We start from the raw sequence: 21,800 nt of genomic DNA, 5'->3' as shown, positions 1-21,800 counted from the left end.
CATCCCCTACGGGAAGGTCTCAGCGGTCAGCGTGGTGAGCAACAAGTCCATCGCGGGCTCGTTCTTCTCCTCCGGTGCCATCGCCATCCACGTGGTGGCCGGGAAGGTGTGAACGAGAGCCGGGTGTTGGCTGGATCGAGAGCCAGAAGTTGATCAATGGGCTCAAGGTGTTGATGACTTCTGGAGCCACCATAGCCTGCTGGGAGTGCTGGTCGGGAGTTGCAGCGAGTGACCAGCCGGAATTCTGGCGCCATTAGAAGGCGGGGATCCCGCGACGTGTTAATCATCTGGAGCGAGTTCAGAGGACGCCGCCGTGGAGAACCTTGATGATCTGATCGCGGGCTTGTTGCAGGCCGATGCCCAGGGCCTCTGTTCCATCCTCATGCAGGAGGCCGAGCAGGAGATGCTCGGTGCCGACGTACCGGTGCCCGAGCCCGGCCGCCTCATGGCGGGCCGCCTCCGTGACGCGGGCGAGGTCTGCGCTTGTCGCTCGGGTGCGTGTGGCGCCGAGGTCGACGCCGAGGCTGTTGAGTGTCATGACGGCCACGCCCTCGTCCAGGCGGGCAAGGCCCGTCAACAGGTGATCGGCGGTAACACGGTCATGTCCCTGAGCTCCTGCTTCCTGCTCGGCCAGGTCCAGTGCCTGCCGGGCACGGACCGTCAGGAGGCGCTCCAGGGGTTGATGAAGGGTCGTCTTCCTCAGCTTCCTCAGCATGGCGCCTCCGTCCGCGTGAGCGACTGACACCAGTATGGTGGCGCTGAGTTGACCGTGACAGGGGGCGGTCAACTGGCTCGGTGTTCGGCGCGGGCTCTGGTCCGGGAAGGCGGTAGGAGTCGCCGCCGGTCTCGACGATGTCGCCGGCGATCTGCTCGCGCAGGCCGGGGCGTGCCGGGCGTCCAGTTCGCGTAATCGGGCCTGCTGTGTGACCAGGGCGGCTTCACCCCGGCCGCCGGTGCCCTACATCTCATCTTCGCTGAGCACCGCGCCGGCCGCTCGGCTCCCGCTCTGGGGGGAGAGCCGGTCAGGATGCCACGGCACCCATTTCCGCTCGGCCTCCGCCTCCAGGTCGACTCCGTGATGCCGTGCCGGGAGCAGGACCTGGGACAAGACATCGGCGAGTCCGGATCGGAAGCCCGACTCCAGCTCATCGGCAGAGTGCCCCTTGTCCCTAGATCTTGTCCGGACCTCTCGAGGCACCTCACCGATGTCTTTCCACGGTCAGCACGGTGATCGGATGCAGCCGCCCGGCAAGAGGTGGGATGGCCGGGCGGTGCTCTCCGTGCCGTCATCGCATGCGGCGGCGGGTCATGCCGGCTGGACACCGCCCTGCAATTGCTGGACGGCCTGGACCAGGGGCGCGAGCACGGGATCGACGGCTGCCTGGTCGAGGGCCTGGCGCAGGGCGGTGTTGTGGGTGGGGCGTGCCTCCTCCAGCAGGCGCAGGCCGTCGTCGGTGACGTCGGTGTAGATGCCGCGGCGGTCGGTGGGGCACAGGTAGCGCGAGAGCAGCCCGCGGTCCTCCAGCCGGGTCACCAGCCGCGTGGTGGCGCTCTGGCTGAGGACGACGGAGTCGGCGACCTGCCGCATCTGCAGGTGTCCGCCCTCGCCGTCGTGCTGGCGGCTCAGCACGTCCAGCAGCGAATACTCGCGTGCGCTCAATCGGTGTCCGGCCTGAAGCGCGCGTTCGACTTTGCTCTCGATGCGTCCGTGCAGCAGCGAGAGCGCCGACCAGCTGTGTGCCAGGGCGGTCATCGCCGGGTCGGTGGCGGTCATGAGCAGCTCCCTCGGTCGGGTCGTGCGAGCGGAGGCGCAGGTCGGAGACCTGCCGCTGTATCACGGCTCACTATACTCGCGTTTGCAATTAACCCGCGTGTGCAATTATTGTTGGCGCCCGTAAGGCGTTCACGCACTCACTATGTCTGTCAAAGGACCCTCGTCATGCCGCTCGCACTGCTGGCCCTGGCCATGGGGGCCTTCGGAATCGGCACCACGGAATTCGTGATCATGGGGCTGCTGCCCCAGGTCGGCGCGGATCTTGGCGTGTCCGTACCGACGGCCGGCTTCCTGGTCACCGGTTACGCCCTCGGCGTCATGATCGGCGCACCGATCATGACCGTCCTCGGCACCAGGATCTCTCGCAAGAACATGCTCATGCTGCTCATGGGCCTGTTCATCCTCGGCAACGTCATCTCCGCCGTCGCCCCGGTCTTCGCCGTCATGCTGATCGGCCGAGTGGTGGCCTCGCTGGCCCACGGCGCCTTCTTCGGCATCGGCTCCGTCGTCGCCGCCGAACTGGTGGCGCCGGAGAAGAAGGCGGGCGCCATCTCCATGATGTTCACCGGCCTGACCGTGGCCAACGTCGTCGGCGTGCCCCTGGGCACGTTCGTGGGCCAGAGCGCCGGCTGGCGCGTGACCTTCCTGATCGTCGCCGCCCTCGGCGTACTCGGCCTGGCCGGCGTCGCCAAGCTCGTACCCGACGTACCCAAGCCGGACGGGGTACAGCTGCGCCACGAGGTCGCCGTCTTCAAGAACGTCCAGGTCATGCTGGCCATGGCCATGACGGTCCTCGGCTTCGGAGGCGTGTTCGCCGCGATCACCTACATCGCGCCGATGATGACCGAGGTCAGTGGCTTCGCGGAATCCTCCATCACCTGGCTGATGGTGGTCTTCGGGCTGGGCATGGTGGCAGGCAACCTCATCGGCGGCCGTTTCGCGGACCGCAGGCTCATGCCGATGCTCTACACCGCCCTGGGCGGCCTGGCGCTGGTCCTGCTGCTGTTCACCTTCCTCGCCTCCGGCAAGGCCGCGTCCGTCGTGGCTGTCTTCCTCATCGGCGCTCTCGGCTTCGCCACCGTCCCGCCGCTGCAGAAGCGCGTCCTGGACCACGCCCACGGCGCGCCGACGCTGGCCTCGGCGGCCAACATCGGCGCCTTCAACCTGGGCAACGCCCTGTCCGCCTGGCTCGGCGGCCTGGTGATCTCCGCCGGCCTCGGCTACACCGCGCCCAACGCCGTCGGGGCCGTCCTGACCGCCGCCGCTCTGGTGCTGGCCGTCATCTCACACCGGCTGGAGCTGCGGCCCACCCGCACCACTGCGGCTTCCGCCCCGGTGGACCTCGACCCCACCGCGGCCTCCGACCGCAGCGCCGCTCCCGCCCCGGCGGGAGCCGTCCGCTCCTGATCCCTCGTACCCGCGCCGCACCGGCCGCGTGTTCCCCACCGATACAAGGAGACGTCCCATGAGCACCACCACCATGGCCCCGCTGACCGCTACCGACGCGGAGACCCTCATCCTCGCCGCCCGCCGCGCCGCCGACGCGGCGGGCGTCCCCGCCAGCATCACCGTCCTCGACGCCGGCGGAAACCTGCTGGCCTTCCGCCGCGACGAGCGCGCCGTACTCATCTCCGGTGAAACCAGCACGGCCAAGGCCTACACCGCCCTTCAGCTGAACGCGCCGACCGCCGACCTGGTCGACCTGGTCAAGCCGGACGGCCCCTTCCACTCCCTGCCCACCGCGCTGAACAAGCCCCTGCTGTTCATCGCCGGCGGCGTGCCCGTCCACCGCGACGGACAGCTCATCGGCGCCCTCGGCCTCGGCGGCGGTGCCCCCGAGCAGGACCACGCCTTCGCCGCCGCCGCACTCAAGGAACTCGGCTGATGACCCGCACTCCGCAGGAGGTCTTCGCCGACCACGGCAACCGCCTGGGCGCCGGGGACCCCGATCTGATCAGCCGGAACTACACGGAGGACGCCGTCTTCCTCACCCCCGAAGGCGTCCTGACAGGTCGTCAGGGTGTGAAGGAGGGCATCGGCCGCCTGCTGGCCGACCTCCCGGACGCCGACTGGCGGCTGACCCCGCAGTTCGCCGGGAATGTCCTGTTCCTGCAGTGGACCGCCACCACCGCCACCCACCAGGTCGCCGACGGCGTCGACACCTTCGTCTTCCGGGACGGCCTCATCAGCGCACAGACCGTCCGCTACACCCTCTCCCCGCGTACCGCCTGAAGGAGCACCCGCACACCATGGCACTCTCCGCCCTCAGCACCGTGAAGCTGAACAACGGCGTCAAGATTCCCCAGCTCGGCTTCGGAGTCTTCCAAGTCCCCGACGACCAGACCACCTCCGCCGTCACCGCCGCGCTTCAGGCCGGCTACCGCAGCATCGACACCGCGGCGATCTACGGCAACGAGGCCGGCGTCGGCCGGGCGCTGGCCTCCTCCGGGCTGCCGCGCGAGGAGCTGTTCGTCACCACCAAGCTGTGGAACGCCGACCAGGGACACGACGCCACCCTGCGCGCCTTCGACGCCAGCCTCGCCAAGCTCGGCCTCGACTACCTCGACCTCTACCTGATCCACTGGCCCATCCCCGCCCGCGACCTCTACCTGGACTCCTGGCGGGCCGTCGAGCGCCTCGTCCAGGAGGGGCGGATCCGCGCCGCGGGCGTGTCGAACTTCCAGCCCGCCCACCTCAAGCGCCTGCTGGACAGCAGCGCGCTCGTCCCGGCGGTCAACCAGGTCGAGCTGCACCCCGGCCTCCAGCAGACCGCGCTGCGCGCCTTCCACGCCGAGCACGACATCGCCACCGAGGCATGGAGCCCGCTCGCCCAAGGCGCCGTCCTGGACGACCCGGTGATCACCGCGATTGCCGGGCGTACCGGCAGGTCCCCAGCCCAGGTGGTGCTGCGCTGGCACCTGCAGCTGGGCAACATCGTCATCCCCAAGTCGGTCACCCCGGCCCGTATCCACCAGAACCTCGACGTCTTTGACTTCCAGCTGACCGACGAGGACATGGCCGCGATCGCCACGACCGACCGCGACCTGCGCACCGGCCCCCACCCGGACCGGTTCAACTGACGGATCGCCGCCCCGCCGTTCCCGGCAGCCCCGACTGGCCCGGAACGGCCCCGCCGCCACCGCATCCGAGGATCCACCATGGCACCCCTTCATCCCGCACTCGCCCGACTCGCCCCCGCCGACGGCCACCTCACCATCGGCCTGGAACTGCCGCTCGACAACGACTGGGGACCCACCCGTCAGCGCGCCGACCGCGAGGCCGGCCGGCCGTTCGGCGTCCCCGACCTCACCGAGCACGTCCGGCTCGCCCAACTGGCCGACCGGCTCGGCTTCGCCGCCCTGTGGCTGCGCGACATCCCGCTCTACGACCCCGTCCAGTTCGGCGACGCCGGCACCGTCTTCGAGACCTTCACCCACCTCGGCCATCTCGCCGCCACCACTCGGAACGTCGTCCTCGGCACCGGCGCCGTCGTCCTGCCTCTGCGCGAACCGCTGCTGGTCGCCAAGGCGGCGGCCACCGTCGACGTCCTGTCGGGCGGCCGGATGCTGCTCGGCCTGGCCAGCGGCGACCGCCCCGTGGAGTACCCGCTGTTCGGACGTGATTTCCACGCCCGGGGCGCGGCGTTCCGTGAGGGTGTGGAGGTCTTGCGCGCCGCCTGGCGCCCAGGCCCGCTGGAGCGGTCCGCTGCGGGCCTGGGCGGCGACCGGCAGCTGGAGGTCCTGCCCAAGCCGGTGCACCGGGCGGGCATACCGATCGCCGTCGCCGGCGGCGCCCAGCAGACCCCGGACTGGATCGCCGAGCATGCCGACGCCTCCCTCAACTACCCGCGCGAGCTGGGCGCGCTGCGGCTGAAGACTCGTGAGTGGCGGGAGTCGACGGATGGCCGCAAGCCGTACCTCACCCCGATGCTGCTCACCCTCCAGGACGACCCCGACGCCCCGGCCCACCCCATCCGGCTCGGCCTCAGCACAGGCCGCAAGGCCCTGGTCGAGCACCTGGAGACCATGGCCGACCTCGGCGTCGCCCACGTCTCCTTCAACCTCCGCCCCAACGACCGCCCCGTCGACGAGTTGCTGCACGAGCTCGCCGAAGAGGTCCTGCCCCGCTTCGCCGCGGCGCCCGTCCACGCCGCCCGGGAAAGTGCCCGATGAGGTGCTGGTGTATCTCAGCGGGCAGCTCGGGATCGAGGACGTCTCGCGGATCAAGCGGTACACCGAGCGGCGCACCACGCCGTTCGAGCACCAGGAGGTGATCCGCGAGGCCTGCAAGCCGAAGAAGCTCTCCCGGGCGGAGGCTGAGTTCACCGCCCGGGTCGGATCGCGGGCGTGGGACACCGGCGACGGCAAAGAGGCGATCTTCTATGACGGCGTGACGTGGCTGCGCACCAGCAAGGCCCTGCCGGCGGGCGCGACCACGTCGGATCTCGGTCTCGGACCTGGGTGCGTCGATCGCAGGCTCCATGCACCTGTGCCTCAAGGTCGACGACTTCGACGCGGTGTACCAGCGTATGAAGACGGGGTGTACCGACGCATGAAATGGAAACGTCCTTCCGGTCAGTCCCCACTTTCGGCGCCCAGCGTCTCGACCACTTGGCGGTGCACCCGCCTCAGCGCGATGACCAGTACCGCGAGGATGACGTCCAGGATCAGCACTGAGACCAGAGGCGACAGCCACCGCGCCGCGACCCCGGCGGCGGCGCAGGCACCGCACGCGAGAAGCCGCGCGGCCCACGCCCGTCCCGTGGTGACGTAGTACCACCACGCCTGCGCGATCAGATACAGGATCGGGCCACCGAACAGGAGCAGGCCCAGTCGGGCGCTGCCGGGTCCGGTGGCGTGACCGATCACCAGCTCGGACCCGACCGCCAGGGCCACCAGACCGGTCAATGTGCCGTACATGCCGTTCACCGCGCGGTGGATCGACCGCATCGGGTCGGCCGTGGTCGCGATCTGCCGCGTCACGATCTCCTCGCCGCCGAGGAAATACGTGGCCCACAGGCACACCAGCGCGACGAACACGCCGAAGGCGGCGGCCACCGTCGGCGCGTCGACCGGAGCGTCGGAGATCGTCGAACCGATGGTCAGCACCGTCTCACCGAGCTGCAGGATGAGGAACAGGCGGATCCGTTCCACCATGTGCTCGGCGTCGAACACGAAGTGCCGAGACGGGAAGACCCTGCCGGGCAGCGGGTGTCTCAGCCACGTCCCGGTCAGGTCGACCGCGGCGGCACCGGCCCACCAGGCCAGCCGCGGCCCGTGGCCCACCGCGGCCCCGGCCAGCCACAGCGGGATCGAGACCGCGGCCCACACCAGCACCCGGTGGTAGTGGCTCCGCAGGACGGCCACCGAGGCGGTCACGGCGGCCGTCGTGCCGGTCAGCAGCAGGATCGCCACCAGCGGCACCACGAACGCCCATGGACGGTCCGCGAACGCATGCGGGATCTGGGCGTTCATGAACAGGCCCAGGCCCATCACCGCCAGCACCAGCCCTCGGGTCCGGGACCGCGTGATGTCCAGGAAGGTGGCGTCGAAACTAGTGAGGACCCACGTGCTGAGGACCGCGACCAGCATCACCGCGGTCTCGGCGGCGCCGCGCCAGGACAGCTCGGTGTGCAGGTGCTCCGCGAGCTGCCCGACGGCGAAGACGAAGACCAGGTCGAAGAACAGCTCCAGCGGGGATACGGCACGGCGCAGGCCGGCGTCTGACGCTGCGCTCACGTCGGGACGCCTGTCAGGGGCATGGCGTGACCCGGCGCGAATTCACGATAAGCCAACATGTGGTCACATTAAGTCATCACACTGGACGGGCGTGACGGCGGGACCCATGGGGTTGAGGAACAGTGGGACAGCCTTCGCGAGGCGCGGATCGCTCACCCTCCGGAGTGTGGTCGCGGAGCGAGAGGGCGCCGCTCGGCCCGGTGTCACGCTCCGGCCGGCGCCAGGGGTGCCGGCATGTCGGTCCGGCCGGCGTCCGGCCCGCCGGAGGCGTCGATCAGAAGGCGTGCGATGGCCTTGGCCTGGTGGGCCGTCTCGGGGGTGGCGAAAATGCCGGCGGTCGCCATGGCGCCGTTCACGAGGATCGACAACTGGTCGGCGACGTCCGCGGGTAGGCCCGCCGCCGCCACGAGCTCGCTGAAGTAGTCCGTCACCGCGCACTTGTGGACACGGGTGATGTCGGCGATGCGGTCGGAGACGCTTCCCATCTCGCCGAAGGCGTTGATGAAGAAGCAGCCGCGGAATTCCGGCTGGCTGAACCAGTTGTAGAGGTAGTCGAAGACGGCCAGGATGCTGTCCACGGGGGCGTCGGCGTGGGAGTCGACATACCGGATGATGGCCGCGCGGGCATCGATGTCACGCTGGCGGAGCACCTCGTGTATCAGTTCGTCCTTGGACGCGAAGGTCGCGTAGATCCGCTTGAGTGGCACACCCGAAATATCGCGGATGGTGGCCATATCGACCGCGTGCACACCGCGTTCGTTGAAGAGCGCGTCGGCCACCCGCATGATCCTCACTCGATCCATTTCGTTGCCCAACCTCGTCACCTCCCTGCGAGGGTCGTCGTTCTCTTGCCGTGTGGGCGTCAGGTCGGCGCCGGTGTCGGCCCGGTACCGACGATCTTTACGGGCGGCGCGTCCGAGGGGGGGACGACCGGTCCGGGCGCGGTCTCACAGATCCGGTTCCGCGTCGACGGGCAGCCGGAGCACGAAGCGCACGCCTCCGGCCGGGGTTCCCTCGACGGTCAGGGTGCCGTGATGGGCCTGGGTGATTTCCCGGGCGATCGTCAGACCGAGTCCCGTTCCCCCGAGGTCACGGCTACGGGAGGCGTCCACCCGGGCGAACAGATCGAAGATCCGGTCCCGGTCGGCCTCGGGCACGCCCCGGCCGTCGTTGGTCACGGTCAGCTCGGCGGCGCCCGCTTCACGGCGCACCTGCACCAGCACCAGCCGCTCGGCGTGCCGGTGGGCGTTGTCCAACAGGTTGCTGAGCACCCGGCCGATCTGGTCCTCGACGGCGGCGACGGTGACGTACGGGTCCATGCTGAGCTGGACCCGGTCCCGGTCGCTCCGCCGGGAGATCTCGGCGTCGACCAGCCTCGCCAGATTCACCGGCTGCGTTCTCGCCGGCCACGCGGTGTCCAGGTGGGCCAGCAGGAACAGGTCCTCGACGATCGCCTGCAGCCGGTCGAGGTTTCTCAGCGCGCGCTCCAGCACTCCGTCCATGTCGATCTCTCCCGAGTGCAGCCAGGCGTCCTCCAGCTCGGCACGGAGTCCGGCGATGGGCGTGCGCAGCTCGTGGGAGGCGTCGGAGGTGAACTGCCGTTCCCGCTGGAGCGCCCGCTCCAGCCGTTCTTTCATGTCGTCGAGACTGCGTCTCAGATCGTCTGCCCTTCGGGCGCAGTCGCCCGAAGGGCAGGGTTCGAGCTGAACGATCTGGTCGATGAACGGCGCCAAGGGCTGGCATTGCGGCATGACAGCTTCCCTTTCTGGCAAGAAACGGGAGGTTTGTCCCGTTATCACACGGTATGAGAATGATGATTCTCAAACAAGGTGAGATGTCAGCATTTAGGTAAAACTCCGGCATGTGGGGGGCCGGCCTCCTGATGAGCGGATCGGGGAACGCGGTGGTCACAACCGAAGGGCTCCTGAAGATCCGCGCCTGCGCTGCCCAGCACGGAGGCGCGGACCCGCCTCGCCCTGCCGCGTCACCGACGTGGCGCCTGCCACCGGGCGTTGAGCCGGCCGTGCCGCATTCGGCCCACCAGGCGGACGCGCAGTGTCTCGGGCGTGTTGTCGCCCGCGTCCCTGCTGATCGCCAGGCTGCTGTGCCGCACCGACAGCTCGTTGGCGTCCACCACCATGCCCGGCGCGAGGACCAGCTCCACGTCGCCGCCACGTACTCGCAGTTCGATGACCAGCTCGGGTGCGGTGCGCACCGCGCTGGTCAGGTCCAGCATCACCTCGCACCACGCGGTGCGCAGCGCGAGCCGGTGCGGCAGCGTCCACCGGCCGTCACGGCGCATCGTGCCGTGCCGCTCCTTGATGGTGAGCAGTTCGGCGGCCGGCTCGGCCGGCGTGCCGGCGAGCGGCAGCGTGAGTGCGCCGCCGCTGCCTGGCACCGCGATCAGATCGGTGATGAGCGGGGTCAGGGCGTCGATGGTGCGGGCGGCCAGCGCCGCGTCCAGCCGCTCGTCGAACTCGACCGGGTCGAGCCGGCCGTCGGTGACGGCGGCGCGCAGCAGTTCGGTGACCCGGTCGCGGTCCTCGTCGGACGCGCGCAGCGCCGATGAGCAGGACTTCTCAAGACCCTGCATGTGGATCTCCTGTGTCGTCATCGGGTCTCCCTCCGTGGAGCCTGGGCGGTGTCACCCGCAGAACACCCGCCCCTTTTGGTCGGGCACGTCGACGGCGGCCTCGCCGAGCTGCTCGGCGAGCTCCTCGATGTGCTGTGCTGAGGCTTACCGGTACGGCCGTTCGGCCCTGCTCGATCTTGATCCGGGGCCGGGGAGCATCCACAGCGGTTGCCCGGTGCCCCGCACAGCGCGCCTCCCGGACTCATCCGGCCGGCGGGGCACGCGACCGATCCCGGTCGGCATGGCGAGCAGCAGTATCGGTGCCCGCACGACGGGGACGTTCAGCCGCGGCCGGCGGCCGTTGCGACTGCGATCGCGTACCGTCACCGGGCGCGGGGTCATCAGGACCTCTCCAGCTCGGCCGCCGCCTTCTGGAGCTCCGTCACGCGAGGACTGTCGTCATCCGAGGCAGGTCCGGACGGCCTTGGCCAGGTCCGCCGCGCGCGGATCGTCGGGCCGGAAGTTCCAGAGGTTCGTGACGTAGCCGAAGCCGACACCGGCCTCAGGGTCGGCGAAGCCGATCGATCCGCCGGAGCCCGGGTGGCCGAACGACCCCGGTCCGGCCATCGGCAGCGGTTGGCAGGCCCGCCAGAACCCGAGCGACATCCAGAAGGATCGGTCAGCGGGGATGTTCAGCCCCGGCGGCAGCCCGTGCATCGGCGTCCTGTCGGTCTGAACGACCGTCATTCTCTCGACTGTTGACGGATCGAGCAGCCGCACCCCGTCGACGTCGCTGACCGTGGCGGCGTACATCCGCGCCAACGAGCGCGCGTCCGTGAGCATGTTCGCGGCCGGGAACTCGGCCGCGCGCCAGGCACGCGTGGTGTGATAGTCGGTCGTGTTGTCCAAGGCGCCGCCGAGCTCGCCGGCGCGGGCTTGGACCGAGCCCGGAGCCCACACGGCGTTCACCCATGCGGTGACCGTGTCCGCGTCGAGCCCGGTAATCGCGATCAGCCCGGCCGTCAGCTCCTCCACGCTGAACGGTGCGGCGTAGTGGATCCGGGCCACCCGTCTCTCCTGCTTCTCAGGCAGCCCGATCCAGGCGTTCAGCCCGAGCGGGGCGGCCACCTCCTCGGCGAAGAACCTGCCCAGTGACTTGCCGGAGATCCGGCGCACGACCTCCCCGACCAGGAACCCGAACGTGATGCTGTGGTAGACGTGCTCGGTGCCCGGCCGCCACAGCGGCTTCTGCGCCTCGAGCGCGCGGATGACCGGGTGCCACGCGCAGGCCTGCTCGAACGTCAGCGGTCCGTCGACGATCGGCAGACCGGCCTGGTGTGACAGTAGCCAGCGCACCGGGATCTGGTCCTTGCCGGCAGCGCCGAACTCCGGCCAGTATCGGGCCACCGGGGCGTCCAGATCCAGTTCACCGCGCTGTGCCAGCATATGGGCACAGATCGCGGTAGCGCCTTTCGTCGTGGACGCGACCTGGACGATGGTGTTCTTGCGCCACGGTCGGTCCGCCTCACGATCGGCGAGGCCGCCCCACAGGTTGACGACCGGGCGGCCGCCCACGTAGACGCTGCACGCCGCGCCGACCTCGCCGGGGTTTCTGAAGTTCTTGCGGAACGCGTCGGCGACCTTTCCCCAGCCGTGCTCGACACCGTGCTCGGCATCGTCACCACCGTCACGGCTCACGGAGGCGTTGGCGTGGCCGGCGAGGCCGGCGTGTGCGCCGGCGAGCGCGCCGGCGCCCAGCACGCCCTTCAACACGGTGCGACGCCCGACGTGTCCCTGTTCGGGTGTCCCGCTTGTCGTGTCTGCCATGCTGTGATTCCTTTCTGGAGAGCTGAAACTCAGGGATCTGAGACTTTGGAGAAGACGTACGCCCGGATCGACCGGGACGGTCCGCGTTACTGGATCGGCGCGGCAAGCGTGGTGCGCGAGGAGCACGAGCAGTTTTTGCCGAAGGGCGCCCCGGCCGTCAGCCTCATGCCGTCGTCTCGCTCCGGCCCGTATGGGCGGTGCCGCTCAGGGGGAGGCCGCTGATGAAGCCTGTTCCGGCTGTTCGAGGGCGGCATGAGGTTCACGTGAGCCGCGGTGAATCCGTGGCGGACATCCGGCCTGTGGGGGAGTGCGGGATGGGGCAGGTGCTGGTCAGCAGCACGCGTGTGATGCGTAGGCGGTGAAGCGTCCGGCTCTCGGGCTCCGGTGGCTGAGCTGCCCTCGTCCGGGTGTCACCGGAACACGGGCGGCGCGGACGCGATCGCCACAGAGGCGGGTAGCCACAGCGGTGGCGGCCGGGTCAGTGGTTACGCGTCCCAGGTGACCGGGAGGCTCTTGACTCCGTAGATGTCCGCGGTCTCCGGGCGCAGGCTGACCTCCTCGGCGGGTACGGCCAGGCGTAGCGTGGGGAAGCGGTTGATCAGGGCGGGGAGCGCGACGCGCAGCTCGACGCGGGCGAGTTGCTGGCCCAGGCACTGGTGGATGCCGTGGCTGAAGGCCAGGTGGCCGCCGTTCTGCCGGCGCAGGTCGAGCGTGTGGGGGTCGGGGAAGCGCTCGGGGTCGCGGTTGGCGGTGTTGAGGGACAGGATGACCGTCGTGCCGGCCTCGATGGTGTGGCCGCCCAGCTCGACGTCCTCCAGCGCGACCCGGTGGAACTGCTTGGCGACGCTCAGATACCGCAGCAGCTCCTCCACCGCCTGGTCGGTGAGCGCGGGGTCGGCGCGCAGCGCGGCGAGCTGGTCGGGGTTCCGCAGGAGGGCGAAGGTGCCCAGCGCCAGCATGTTGGCGGTGGTGTCGAACCCGGCCGCCAGCAGGATCAGGGCGATGCCCTTGAGCTCCTCGTCGGTCAGGTCGCTGTCGAGCAGGTCGCTGAGCACGTCGTCGGTGGGGTTGGCGCGCTTGGCGGCCACCAGCTCGGCGAGATACTCCTGGGTCGCCAGGTAGGCCGCGATCAGCTCCTCGTCGCTGACTTCTCCGCCGAGGAAGGTGTCGATGTTCTCCTGGAAGCGGCCCCGGTCCTCGTACGGCACGCCCAGCAGTTCGCAGATCACGATGGAGGGGATGGGCTTGGCGAAGGTGGTCACCAGGTCGGCCGTCGGGCCGGCCTTCTCCATGGCGTCCAGGTGGTCGGCGGTGATCTGCTCGACGCGTTCGGTGAGCAGCCGCATCCGTCGGACGGTGAACTTGCCGACCAGGGGTTTGCGGTAGCGGCTGTGCTGCGGCTCGTCCATGAGGAGGAACTCGCCGGGCGGCGCCGGGGGGACCTCGATGTCGCCGTAGTCGACCAGCGGGTGGTGGAGCATCAGCTCCTTGCGGGAGCTGAAGCGCTGGTCGGCCAGGACCGACCGGACCAGGTCGTATCCGGTGACCAGCCAGCCCTGGTGACCGCTGGGGAAGGGGAAGCGGCTGATCGGGCCGTGCTCACGGGCATCGATCAGCTCCTTGGGCGGGTCGAAGGGACAGCCGGACTGACGCGCCGTCGGCATCGCCGTGAGGGTGTGGACAAAATCGTTCATGAGCTTTCCTTTCGATGTGCAGGCACGCGGCCGACCTAGGAGATCTTGCGGTGGTAGGTCCTCATGGCGAAGGCGTAGGCGACGACGAGGATGCCGACACACCAGGCGAGGGCGACCCAGATGTCGGTGCCGACCGGCTGCCCGGTGAACAGGGCGCGGATGGCGTTGACGATGGAGGTCACCGGCTGGTTGTCGGCGAAGGCGCGCACCGGGCCGGGCATGGTGGCGGTGGGCACGAACGCCGAGCTGAGGAAGGGCAGGAAGATGAGCGGGTAGGAGAACGCGCTCGCGCCTTCCATGGTCTTGGCGGTCAGGCCGGGGATGACGGCGATCCAGGTCAACGCCAGGGTGAACAGGATCAGGATGCCCGCCACCGCCAGCCACGCCGGCACTCCCGCCCCCGAGCGGAAGCCCATGAGCAGGGCCACGAGCATCACGACCCCGACCGAGACCAGGTTGGCGACCAGCGAGGTCAGCACGTGCGCCCACAGCACCGACGACCGCGCGGTCGGCATCGACTGGAAGCGCTCGAAGATGCCGCCTTTCATGTCCATGAACAGCCGGTAGGCGGTGTAGGCGATGCCCGAGGCGACCGTGATGAGCAGGATGCCGGGCAGCATGTAGTTCACATACGAGTCCGACTCTGTTCTGATCGCGCCGCCGAACACGTAGACGAACATCAGCATCATGGCGATCGGCATGATCGCGGTCGTGATGATGGTGTCCGGGCTGCGCGTTATGTGGCGCAGGGACCGTCCCAGCAGGACGGTGGTGTCACCGAAGAAATGCTTGCTCATCGTTGTTCCCTATGCCTTCGTGATGCCTTCGTGGTCCGTTATGCCGTCGTCCCGACGAGGGTGAGGAAGACGTCCTCGAGGGTCGGCTGCTTCTCGACGTATTCGACCTTGGCGGGCGGCAGCAGTTGCTTGAGCTCGGCCAGGGTGCCGTTGACGATGATCCGGCCCTCGTGGAGGATCGCGATCCGGTCGGCGAGCTGTTCGGCCTCGTCCAGGTACTGCGTGGTGAGCAGCACCGTCGTGCCCCGGTCGGCGAGATCCCGGACGGCCTGCCACACCTCGATGCGCGCCTGGGGGTCGAGCCCGGTCGTCGGTTCGTCGAGGAAGATGACCGGCGGATCGCCGATCAGGCTCATCGCGATGTCGAGGCGGCGGCGCATGCCCCCCGAGTACGTCGCCACCTTCCGCCCGCCCGCGTCGGTCAGCGAGAACCGCGCCAGCAGGTCGTCGGCGATCTTGCCCGGATCCTTGAGGTGCCGCAGCCGGGCGACCAGCACGAGGTTCTCCCGCCCGGTGAGGATCTCGTCCACGGCGGCGAACTGCCCGGTGAGGCTGATGGACTCGCGCACGTTCGCGGCCTGCGCGGCGACGTCGAAGCCGTTGACGCGGGCCGTGCCCGCGTCGGCCTTGAGCAGTGTGGACAGGATCTTCACGGCGGTGGTCTTGCCCGCCCCGTTGGAGCCGAGCAGGGCGAAGATGCTGCCCCGCGCCACCTCGAAGTCCACGCCGCGCAGCACGCGCAGCTCCTTGTAGGACTTCTCCAGAGCCCGCACCTGGATCGCCGGGGCTTGCTGGGTCGTCATCACTCTGTCCTGTCTTGTGGTGGGGTGGTTTCGCCGGCGGCGCGGGCGATGGCGTTGGTGAAGCGGTTGCGTTCGCGGGCCCGGTACTGGCCGAGGGGGTAGTTGGCCATGAACGCCTCGACGAACTCGATGGGGTCGTCGCCGAAGATGTCGCGGATCGGGGTTCGGTCCGCCTCGCCCTGTTCGAACAGGTCGGCGAGGTCCTCGTACATCGCCATCGCGCCGGCGCCGTCGGCCGGCCCGAAGTGCATCAGGTAGCGCTCCACGGCTTCGACCGCGATGCGGTAGTTCTCGGGAAGCTGCTTGATACGCGCCTTGTACTGCCGGTAGCGCTTCTTCTCCTCCAGCGACCCGGTGACCACCTCCAGATATTGGAGGTAACGGCTTTTCGGCTCGTTCGACCCTGTGGCCATGGCTAGTTGCCTCCTTCGCGGAGCTGTTCGAGCCTCTCGGCCAGGAAGCTCCAGGTTCGCCAGAACTCTTCGAGGTACTCCCGTCCCTGGTCGTTGAGGGAGTACACCTTGCGCGGCGGCCCCTTCTCCGACGGGACCTTCTCCACGTCGACCAGGCCGCGCTGCTCGATCCTGACCAGCAGCGCGTAGATGGTGCCCTCGGCGATGTCGGAGAAGCCCTGATCGCGCAGCTGCGCGGTGATCTCGTAGCCGTACGCGGGCCGGCTGGACAGGATCGCCAGGACGATGCCCTCCAGCGTTCCCTTGAGCATCTCGGTGGCGAGCTTGCCCATGGGACGCCTCCTTTCAGCTACTTGGTGTTGCTGACTACCGGTACAAAGTAACACTGACTACTCGTACTTAGCAACACCGAATAGCTGAGATGCAGGGCGGAAGCTTGAGCGTGTGGGTGCGGGCGGCCTGATCGCTGCTCGTGAGCGAGTCCGCCATCCCTTGGACGACGTCTCATTTGGTGAGTCGGCGGTAGCGGATGAGGGCTGCGGCGAGAGCGGATTGGCGGGATGCCGCGTACCAGCGGTTCCAACGCCAGGCTGTCATGGGTGTTGGCCGCGCTGATCGCGACAGAGATCGGCAGACCGGTCCGTTCGGTGATGAGGTGGATCTTCGACCCGTTCTTGCTGCGATCGACAGGATTCGGACCTGTCAGGTCCCCCCTTTGGTCGCTCGAACGCTGACGGAGTCGATCGCGCACCGCGACCGGTCCAGCTCCCCGCGGGCGCCGAGCTCGTCCAGCAGGATCCGGTACAGCTGGACCCATACCCTGGTGGCGCTCCATTCGGTGAAGCGGCGGTGGACCGTCAGCCAGAACTCATCGGGACCAGCCGACAAAGAAACACATCCACGGACGATCTAACGACTGATCGCCAAATGAGTCATGTTCTAAGCACCTGGGATGTCTTTGCGTCCTATGACACGGACCCGAGCGGGGGCCTCATGGTCGTCACACAGAGCTACTCCATCTCTCTGACGGCGACCTGAATGCCGGGCCTTTGGCGGTGAGTAAACCTGGTGCGACTGCGTTTCGGTATCCGCCACGATGAGGTGATGAATGATCCCTTTAGACAAGGCATGGATCAGCCGGCGGCAGAGGCGTCCGCCCCCTGGCTGGACCGGATCCTGCGCGAGAGTGCCACGCCCGGGTTGCTGAGCGCGCTTGCTGAGCGGTTGTCACCGACCGACCTGCAGACGCTGCTGCTGGAGGTCTACCGTCGCCGCTCCGCCGTGACGCCGGGTCAGCTGTTGCGGGTTTACGAGCGCAACCGTTTCACCCGGCCGTCGGCGCTGGACGCGGCCGAGCTGGCACGCCTGAACGCCCTCGTTCACGGGCGGCTGGCCCGGCATGCCTTCACCGCTGTGGCTTTGTCGCCGCTGTGCCCGCTGGGCACCAACTCCGTGGTGGCGACCGTGGACCAGAACAAAGTGGTCACGACCATCCGTAACACCGAGGTCGTCGCGGACGTCACCAATGCCTTGGCCCTGGAGTGCGCGGTACGCCGCCGGGACCTGCTGCAGGCCGATCCGCGCTCGCGCCGACGGGTCCGCCTGGCGGCCGTCCATCGGGTGGTGCGCGCCCAGGCCTTCACCGCGCCGGGCATGTCGGCACACTTCACGCTTCTGGGGCTGTGCACCGCCGGCCGCGACGAGGGCTCGTTCGCCTTCGAGACGGCGGCCCTGGTCGAGCAGATCGGCGTCCATCTCGACATCCTGGACAGCGCCCGTGACCTCGGCTACCAAGTCTGCACAGTACGCGTGTCCGTCACCGACCTGACCGCCGGACGGCACCGCCGGACCTTGTGCGAGGACGTCCTGGATCGGCTCGCGCAGACGCATCCCGACACCACTTTCGCCTTCGATGACGACCGGGTGAGCGGCCGCGGCTACTACAGCGGCACCTGTTTCGAGATCCGCGCCACCACGCCTGCCGGAGAGGACCTCAACCTCGGCGACGGCGGATTCACCACCTGGAGCGCCGACCTTCTCAGCAACGCCAAGGAACGCCTGCTCATCAGCGGCCTCGGCCTCGAACGCCTCTGTGAGCGCTTCCGCCCGTAGGTCCGGTAGCCGGCCCGGAGGCCGGCCCGGCTATCGGGCCTGCGATTCCAGCGGGCGAGACAGCCGCCAGACCACTCAGCAAGACCGCGAACCCCAGCCGGTTGCGCTGACGACGCTTGGGCTCGATCAGCGCCCGGTCCGCATCGTCCAAGAAGAACCGCTCCCAGCCGTACGGCCGCTCGCCGACGCCTCCGCGAGCGCCGGACGTTTGTGCAGGTCAGGGCGTCGCGCGCCGATGGCTATGCCGGACGGAAATTAGAGCACTGTTCTGTTGCTGGTGGATAGCTTGATCGGTGCGGCGCTCAGTCCTCTGACGGCCGTCTCACGCCCAGTACCGCGCCGCCCGGGGGTTCGTCCCTCGACACTACGGCCGCCGCCGGGCGAAGATCAGAAGAGTTCGGTTCGCCTTTCCATGGGAGGAAGAAGTGAGCGAGTACCCCCAGGATCGCCTGTACGCCGGTGAGCTGCACATGTGGGGCAACGGGGAGTGGTTCGAGCGCGACAGGAAGCTGCAGAAGCCCGGCGACCGCGTGAGGGTCGGCTTCACCGCCTTCTTCACAGGTCAGCTCCCCGACAGAGGGCTACGGGTGCAGTTGCCTGAGGTAGGTAGCTACGTCGAGTTTGGTGACTACTTCGGTCGGGTCAGTTGGAGGCAGGAGGGGGATGCCGATTCCGAGGAGGACTGGGAGGAGGGGGATGCTGATTCCGGCGAGGAGGGGGATGCTGATTTTTACGAGGAGGGGAGCGATTTCTGCGCGCCGGTCGAGGCGAAAGTCGTCGCCGTCAACACCGAGCTCGTCAACACTCCGGAGCTGCTCATCAGGGACCCCTACGGCGAGGGCTGGCTGTTTGAGATGGAGATCCATGACCACAACCCCCGATCTGATTTCAATTGGGAGGCGGACGGTTACGCCGAGTTCATCGCCCAGGAACAGGAAAACGACTAGACCGGCAATCGCCGGGGTGCCCCACCTACCGTCTGCCCCCTCCGTCCCTGCGGGCCCTGCGGCAAGCTTCTACGGCGGCCCAGACCGCCCAGGAGCAGCTGGAGGCCGCCGCGCACGCCGCCCGCGCCGACGGCTGCTCCTGGGCCGGCATGGGGTGCCGTTAAGAAACGCGTCACCAGCCCCAGATGGCAACGTCTCCGCAGGTCAGACTCCGTGTATCCCCCTGCCGCCCGCTGAGAGCCCCGTCACCGGCGGGGCTCTCAGTCGTAGGGGTCAGGGCGGAGGCGTCATTGGGCAACGGCAGGTTCGGGCAGCTTTGCGCGAGTGCGGTCAGGGCGTCCTTCTCGGCGGGATCGGCGGTCAGGGACCAGCGCCGCTTGACCGCGGTCCACTCGCTGAAGTTCATCCTGAACCGCATGCGCCCCCTCGGGCTCGGCCGCCCAGGTGGCCCGCTGGAGAACCTGCCCGATGACGTCGCCTTGACCCGGCGTGACGTTCCCGAGCTGACCAGGGACAAGGCGATCGGCCGGAACCTGCCGCCCGAGGCGCTGCGCGCCCTATGTGACGCGCTGCCCTTGCTGGAGGACCTGGAGACGGCGCCGGGGGTGCGGGTCGCGTCGAGCTCCTCATCGACACCGGATTGAGCACCGGGTCTGGAGTTGCCTACGCGCGAGACCAAGGACGGACGCCGGTGCTGTTCGAGGCGATGATCACGCTGGAGTGCCCCCCGAGGGGGGCACGGGGACACCCTGCCCGCGCCGCAGCAGCAGGCTGCCGATCACCCACTCACCAGCGATTGGATTTGGTGACCACCCCGGACACCCTTATGGCCCCGTAGCTCCTCGTCCCATCCTCATGCATATGTATCACGCATACCTCTTCGCCATCCGACATGGCGATCCACCGATTCTCCTCCCCCCGGAGAAGGACTGGTTCCGGAACATGCCCGTCTCGGCGTACACAGCGCCGCTTCGTGGGGTGTCGTACAAGCCACTGGATACCTGTATGCCATCTTGAGGAAAGGTGATCCATCCGTCGCGGAAGCCTTTTCCCTTGACCCGGTCGGTATTCACCTCGTTGGCTGTGATTTTGTTGGCGTTGACTATCCCGGTGGCCAGGCTGCTGATGGTGGCCTCGCCGACGCGCAGGGTGCCCTCGTAACTGGATTCGCGTGCGCGCAAGACTTTCACCCCGTTCGGGAGGAAGCGGATGTGTCCGTCGCCGCTGTTAATCCCCTCCACATAACCGGTGCCCACGCCGTTGAACGTGGCTTCGCCGGCGTGCAGGGTGCCCGGTTCATTGGATTCGCGTGCGCGCCAGACTTTCACCCCGCCCTGGGTGAAGGTGATGTCTCCCTCGCCGCTGTTACGCCCCTTCACATAACCGGTGCCCACGCCGTCGACGGTGGCTTCGCCGGCGTGCAGGGCCCCGGCTTCCTGGGAGGCGAATTCGCGCCGCACGTGCATCGCGCCCTGGGAGAAGGTGAAGGCTCCGTCGCCCTTGGCCGATCCCTGTACCCACGGGGTGGTGACGCCGTTGATGGCGGTGAGGGTTTCCAGGACGGGATTGCGCACCTGAACGGTCGTGGTGAGGAAGTGCTGCTGCTGAGTGTTGCGGTCGGTGGCGATGAGGATGTAGGTGGTGGCCCGCTTCGGGGCGTCGGGCGGTGACCAGCTGCCCCCTGAGACGGAGACGGGCTGCGGCGCGCCCGGGTACATGATCTTGTAGCCGAAGCCGGCGGACCCCTCCCAGCGCAGCGTGAGCTTTTCACCGGCGTCCACCATGGCCTTGTCCGGGCGGAAGTCGCGCGGCGCCGGGAGCTCCTTCGGAGCGGTCTTCACCAGCGCCACCGCCGCGAAGCTGTTGCTCGTGCTCCCGGTCTTGGTTCTGCCGGCCTTCTCGGTCACCTTCAGCACGGCCAGCCCGGCGGTGGGGGTGACGGTGACGTTCTCCAGCTTGAGCACCATGTGGTCGCCGGGGGCGAAGGAGGCTCTGCCGCCGGGGGCGGTGGCCTGAAAGGCGTTGGAGCTCTGTGGTACCCGCCGGACGTCCACCGACGACCGGGTGCCCGACCGCGGGCCGTACTCGCCCTTGGGCTTGATCTTGTTGACGTCCGGGGTGAGGTCGCCGACGCCGTTGCCGACGGGCACCTCCACCTCGATCGTGGACCAGTACGCCGCCTGCTGCCCGGTGTTGGTGATGACCAGGTACACCGTTCCCGTGGACGGTCGCCCGGCCGCTGACGCCTCCAGGGGCGCCGGGTCGGTGAGGACGGTGTAGGTCAGCAGGGTCATGGTCACGACTCCTTTTCCTGGAGGACGGCGCGGGCCGATGACCCGCCCGCGGCAAGGGGGCCGGGCCGGGCAGGACGGGCGGTGACATGGGTGGCGCATCCGAGACCCGCCTGTGACGCACCGCAGAAGATCACCTCTGGATCCAACCGCCCAGCGTTGGAGCGTGACAAGCCCACTCAAGGGGGCTATGACAGGGCGGTCCGGCAATATCATCAGCGTCTTGACAAGCATTGGGACCATGCGTCACCGGTGTCCGTGAACGCCCGCCATTCCCATCAAAACCTTCGCTCCCTACGACGGGCCCCGGCAACCGGCCCCGCTGATGAGCGAGCTCCGCCGCGGCCCGATGGAGCCCTACCGGCTCCCCGCCGCCCCCGACGCCCACGTCCCGATGGGTTGCTCCCCGCTGGCAGCGGAGGCCGGCCCACAACGCGACTGGACCGGCTGCACCGCGCCGTCACCCGCGGCGACCCCGTGGTCCCCGAAGCCGCCTGCTGCCTGACCTCGGGCCGCAGCGGACGCCTGGCCCCCCGCCCAAGCCATCCCCGTCGCCGCGGCCGACCCGAGGCGGCTGTGCCGGGGACGCGCCTGCAGGATCCGCGCCTGGCCCTCGCAGATCAGTACCGAGAGCTGACCTGGCGGCTCGTGTCCTCGACCCCCAAGCGGTGATCTACTGACAGCACCGTCCAGGAAAGGAGCTGCCGTGACTCACCGTGGGGTTGATGTCGACGTCGACGTCGACGCCGGAGTCATCGTCCGAAGGTAGAGCAACCGGACGAGACCCCAAGATCCAATGAGACTTTTCTTCACGGGTTCAAGGCGGCCCGCC

Annotated in this window: 21 protein-coding genes and 3 pseudogenes; 9 read left to right on the top strand and 15 right to left on the bottom strand. The window is 68.6% G+C overall.

Annotated elements, in window-relative coordinates; genetic code table 11:
- Positions 1-298: 298 nt before the first annotated feature.
- Entirely contained in the window at positions 299-715 is a 417-nt protein-coding gene (locus ACWDS7_RS30590; protein WP_451932087.1) for a Clp protease N-terminal domain-containing protein, read from the bottom strand.
- 591 nt (positions 716-1,306) lie between these two features.
- Positions 1,307-1,774, bottom strand: a complete 468-nt coding sequence (locus tag ACWDS7_RS30585; RefSeq protein WP_451932086.1) for a MarR family winged helix-turn-helix transcriptional regulator — start codon at positions 1,772-1,774, stop codon at positions 1,307-1,309.
- A gap of 165 nt (positions 1,775-1,939) precedes the next feature.
- On the opposite strand from ACWDS7_RS30585, the gene ACWDS7_RS30580 reads away from it, so the two are divergent.
- The 6 genes and pseudogenes from ACWDS7_RS30580 to ACWDS7_RS30555 all read left to right on the top strand — a co-directional run.
- Positions 1,940-3,181 carry an MFS transporter gene (locus ACWDS7_RS30580; protein WP_451932085.1) on the top strand — a complete coding sequence of 414 codons (1,242 nt, stop codon included), beginning with the start codon at positions 1,940-1,942 and terminating at the stop codon, positions 3,179-3,181.
- 58 nt (positions 3,182-3,239) lie between these two features.
- Positions 3,240-3,659 carry a GlcG/HbpS family heme-binding protein gene (locus ACWDS7_RS30575; RefSeq protein WP_451932084.1) on the top strand — a complete coding sequence of 140 codons (420 nt, stop codon included), beginning with the start codon at positions 3,240-3,242 and terminating at the stop codon, positions 3,657-3,659.
- Positions 3,659-4,006 (top strand): nuclear transport factor 2 family protein, encoded by a 348-nt coding sequence (locus ACWDS7_RS30570; RefSeq protein WP_451932083.1) that lies wholly within the window; start codon positions 3,659-3,661, stop codon positions 4,004-4,006. Before ACWDS7_RS30575 ends, ACWDS7_RS30570 begins: the two co-directional genes overlap by 1 nt.
- Before the next feature lie 17 nt (positions 4,007-4,023).
- Complete coding sequence (locus ACWDS7_RS30565) at positions 4,024-4,854, top strand: aldo/keto reductase (RefSeq protein ID WP_451932082.1); 831 nt, start codon at positions 4,024-4,026, stop codon at positions 4,852-4,854.
- A 78-nt stretch (positions 4,855-4,932) separates the two neighbouring features.
- Positions 4,933-5,946, top strand: coding sequence for a TIGR03571 family LLM class oxidoreductase (locus ACWDS7_RS30560; RefSeq protein WP_451932081.1), 1,014 nt, complete (start codon positions 4,933-4,935; stop codon positions 5,944-5,946).
- A pseudogene (locus ACWDS7_RS30555) lies at positions 5,936-6,148 on the top strand (DUF4158 domain-containing protein); the annotation flags it as partial. The gene ACWDS7_RS30560 and the pseudogene ACWDS7_RS30555, both read left to right, overlap by 11 nt.
- Before the next feature lie 200 nt (positions 6,149-6,348).
- Here ACWDS7_RS30555 and ACWDS7_RS30550 read toward each other — a convergent pair.
- The 12 genes and pseudogenes from ACWDS7_RS30550 to ACWDS7_RS30495 all read right to left on the bottom strand — a co-directional run.
- Positions 6,349-7,512: a low temperature requirement protein A gene (locus tag ACWDS7_RS30550; RefSeq protein ID WP_451932080.1), complete on the bottom strand. Its 1,164-nt coding sequence runs from the start codon at positions 7,510-7,512 to the stop codon at positions 6,349-6,351.
- A gap of 203 nt (positions 7,513-7,715) precedes the next feature.
- Entirely contained in the window at positions 7,716-8,291 is a 576-nt protein-coding gene (locus tag ACWDS7_RS30545; protein ID WP_451932079.1) for a TetR/AcrR family transcriptional regulator, read from the bottom strand.
- Between the two features lie 168 nt (positions 8,292-8,459).
- Positions 8,460-8,900 (bottom strand): sensor histidine kinase, encoded by a 441-nt coding sequence (locus ACWDS7_RS30540; RefSeq protein ID WP_451932088.1) that lies wholly within the window; start codon positions 8,898-8,900, stop codon positions 8,460-8,462.
- 36 nt (positions 8,901-8,936) lie between these two features.
- Positions 8,937-9,149: pseudogene (locus ACWDS7_RS30535) on the bottom strand (histidine kinase dimerization/phospho-acceptor domain-containing protein); the annotation flags it as partial.
- A gap of 347 nt (positions 9,150-9,496) precedes the next feature.
- The gene (locus ACWDS7_RS30530) at positions 9,497-10,126 is read right to left on the bottom strand and encodes a DUF1707 SHOCT-like domain-containing protein (RefSeq protein WP_451932078.1); all 630 of its coding nucleotides are present in this window, start codon (positions 10,124-10,126) and stop codon (positions 9,497-9,499) included.
- Positions 10,127-10,543: 417 nt separating this feature from the next.
- Positions 10,544-12,037 (bottom strand): serine hydrolase domain-containing protein, encoded by a 1,494-nt coding sequence (locus tag ACWDS7_RS30525; RefSeq protein WP_451932077.1) that lies wholly within the window; start codon positions 12,035-12,037, stop codon positions 10,544-10,546.
- A gap of 359 nt (positions 12,038-12,396) precedes the next feature.
- Complete coding sequence (locus tag ACWDS7_RS30520) at positions 12,397-13,605, bottom strand: cytochrome P450 (protein ID WP_451932076.1); 1,209 nt, start codon at positions 13,603-13,605, stop codon at positions 12,397-12,399.
- Positions 13,606-13,640: 35 nt separating this feature from the next.
- The gene (locus tag ACWDS7_RS30515; protein WP_451932075.1) at positions 13,641-14,402 is read right to left on the bottom strand and encodes an ABC transporter permease; all 762 of its coding nucleotides are present in this window, start codon (positions 14,400-14,402) and stop codon (positions 13,641-13,643) included.
- Between the two features lie 38 nt (positions 14,403-14,440).
- Positions 14,441-15,205, bottom strand: a complete 765-nt coding sequence (locus ACWDS7_RS30510) for an ABC transporter ATP-binding protein (protein ID WP_451932074.1) — start codon at positions 15,203-15,205, stop codon at positions 14,441-14,443.
- Entirely contained in the window at positions 15,205-15,618 is a 414-nt protein-coding gene (locus ACWDS7_RS30505) for a DUF1048 domain-containing protein (protein ID WP_451932073.1), read from the bottom strand. The genes ACWDS7_RS30510 and ACWDS7_RS30505 overlap by 1 nt, the downstream gene beginning before the upstream one ends.
- Before the next feature lie 2 nt (positions 15,619-15,620).
- Positions 15,621-15,950, bottom strand: a complete 330-nt coding sequence (locus tag ACWDS7_RS30500; protein ID WP_451932072.1) for a PadR family transcriptional regulator — start codon at positions 15,948-15,950, stop codon at positions 15,621-15,623.
- A 161-nt stretch (positions 15,951-16,111) separates the two neighbouring features.
- Positions 16,112-16,479 (bottom strand): annotated as a pseudogene (locus ACWDS7_RS30495) (transposase); the annotation flags it as partial.
- A 207-nt stretch (positions 16,480-16,686) separates the two neighbouring features.
- On the opposite strand from ACWDS7_RS30495, the gene ACWDS7_RS30490 reads away from it, so the two are divergent.
- The 3 genes from ACWDS7_RS30490 to ACWDS7_RS30480 all read left to right on the top strand — a co-directional run bounded on the left by ACWDS7_RS30490 (position 16,687) and on the right by ACWDS7_RS30480 (position 19,321).
- Positions 16,687-17,730 carry a hypothetical protein gene (locus tag ACWDS7_RS30490; RefSeq protein ID WP_451932071.1) on the top strand — a complete coding sequence of 348 codons (1,044 nt, stop codon included), beginning with the start codon at positions 16,687-16,689 and terminating at the stop codon, positions 17,728-17,730.
- Positions 17,731-18,155: 425 nt separating this feature from the next.
- Positions 18,156-18,677: a glycine cleavage system protein H gene (locus ACWDS7_RS30485; protein ID WP_451932070.1), complete on the top strand. Its 522-nt coding sequence runs from the start codon at positions 18,156-18,158 to the stop codon at positions 18,675-18,677.
- A 377-nt stretch (positions 18,678-19,054) separates the two neighbouring features.
- Complete coding sequence (locus ACWDS7_RS30480) at positions 19,055-19,321, top strand: hypothetical protein (RefSeq protein WP_451932069.1); 267 nt, start codon at positions 19,055-19,057, stop codon at positions 19,319-19,321.
- A gap of 222 nt (positions 19,322-19,543) precedes the next feature.
- Here the strand turns inward: ACWDS7_RS30480 and ACWDS7_RS30475 are convergent, their stop codons facing one another.
- The gene (locus ACWDS7_RS30475) at positions 19,544-20,971 is read right to left on the bottom strand and encodes a hypothetical protein (RefSeq protein ID WP_451932068.1); all 1,428 of its coding nucleotides are present in this window, start codon (positions 20,969-20,971) and stop codon (positions 19,544-19,546) included.
- Between the last annotated feature and the right edge of the window lie 829 nt (positions 20,972-21,800).

The sequence above is a fragment of the Streptosporangium sp. NPDC003464 genome (assembly GCF_053588315.1).
Note: the sequence above shows the minus strand (reverse complement) of the source record. Positions and strands in the feature narration are given on the sequence as shown.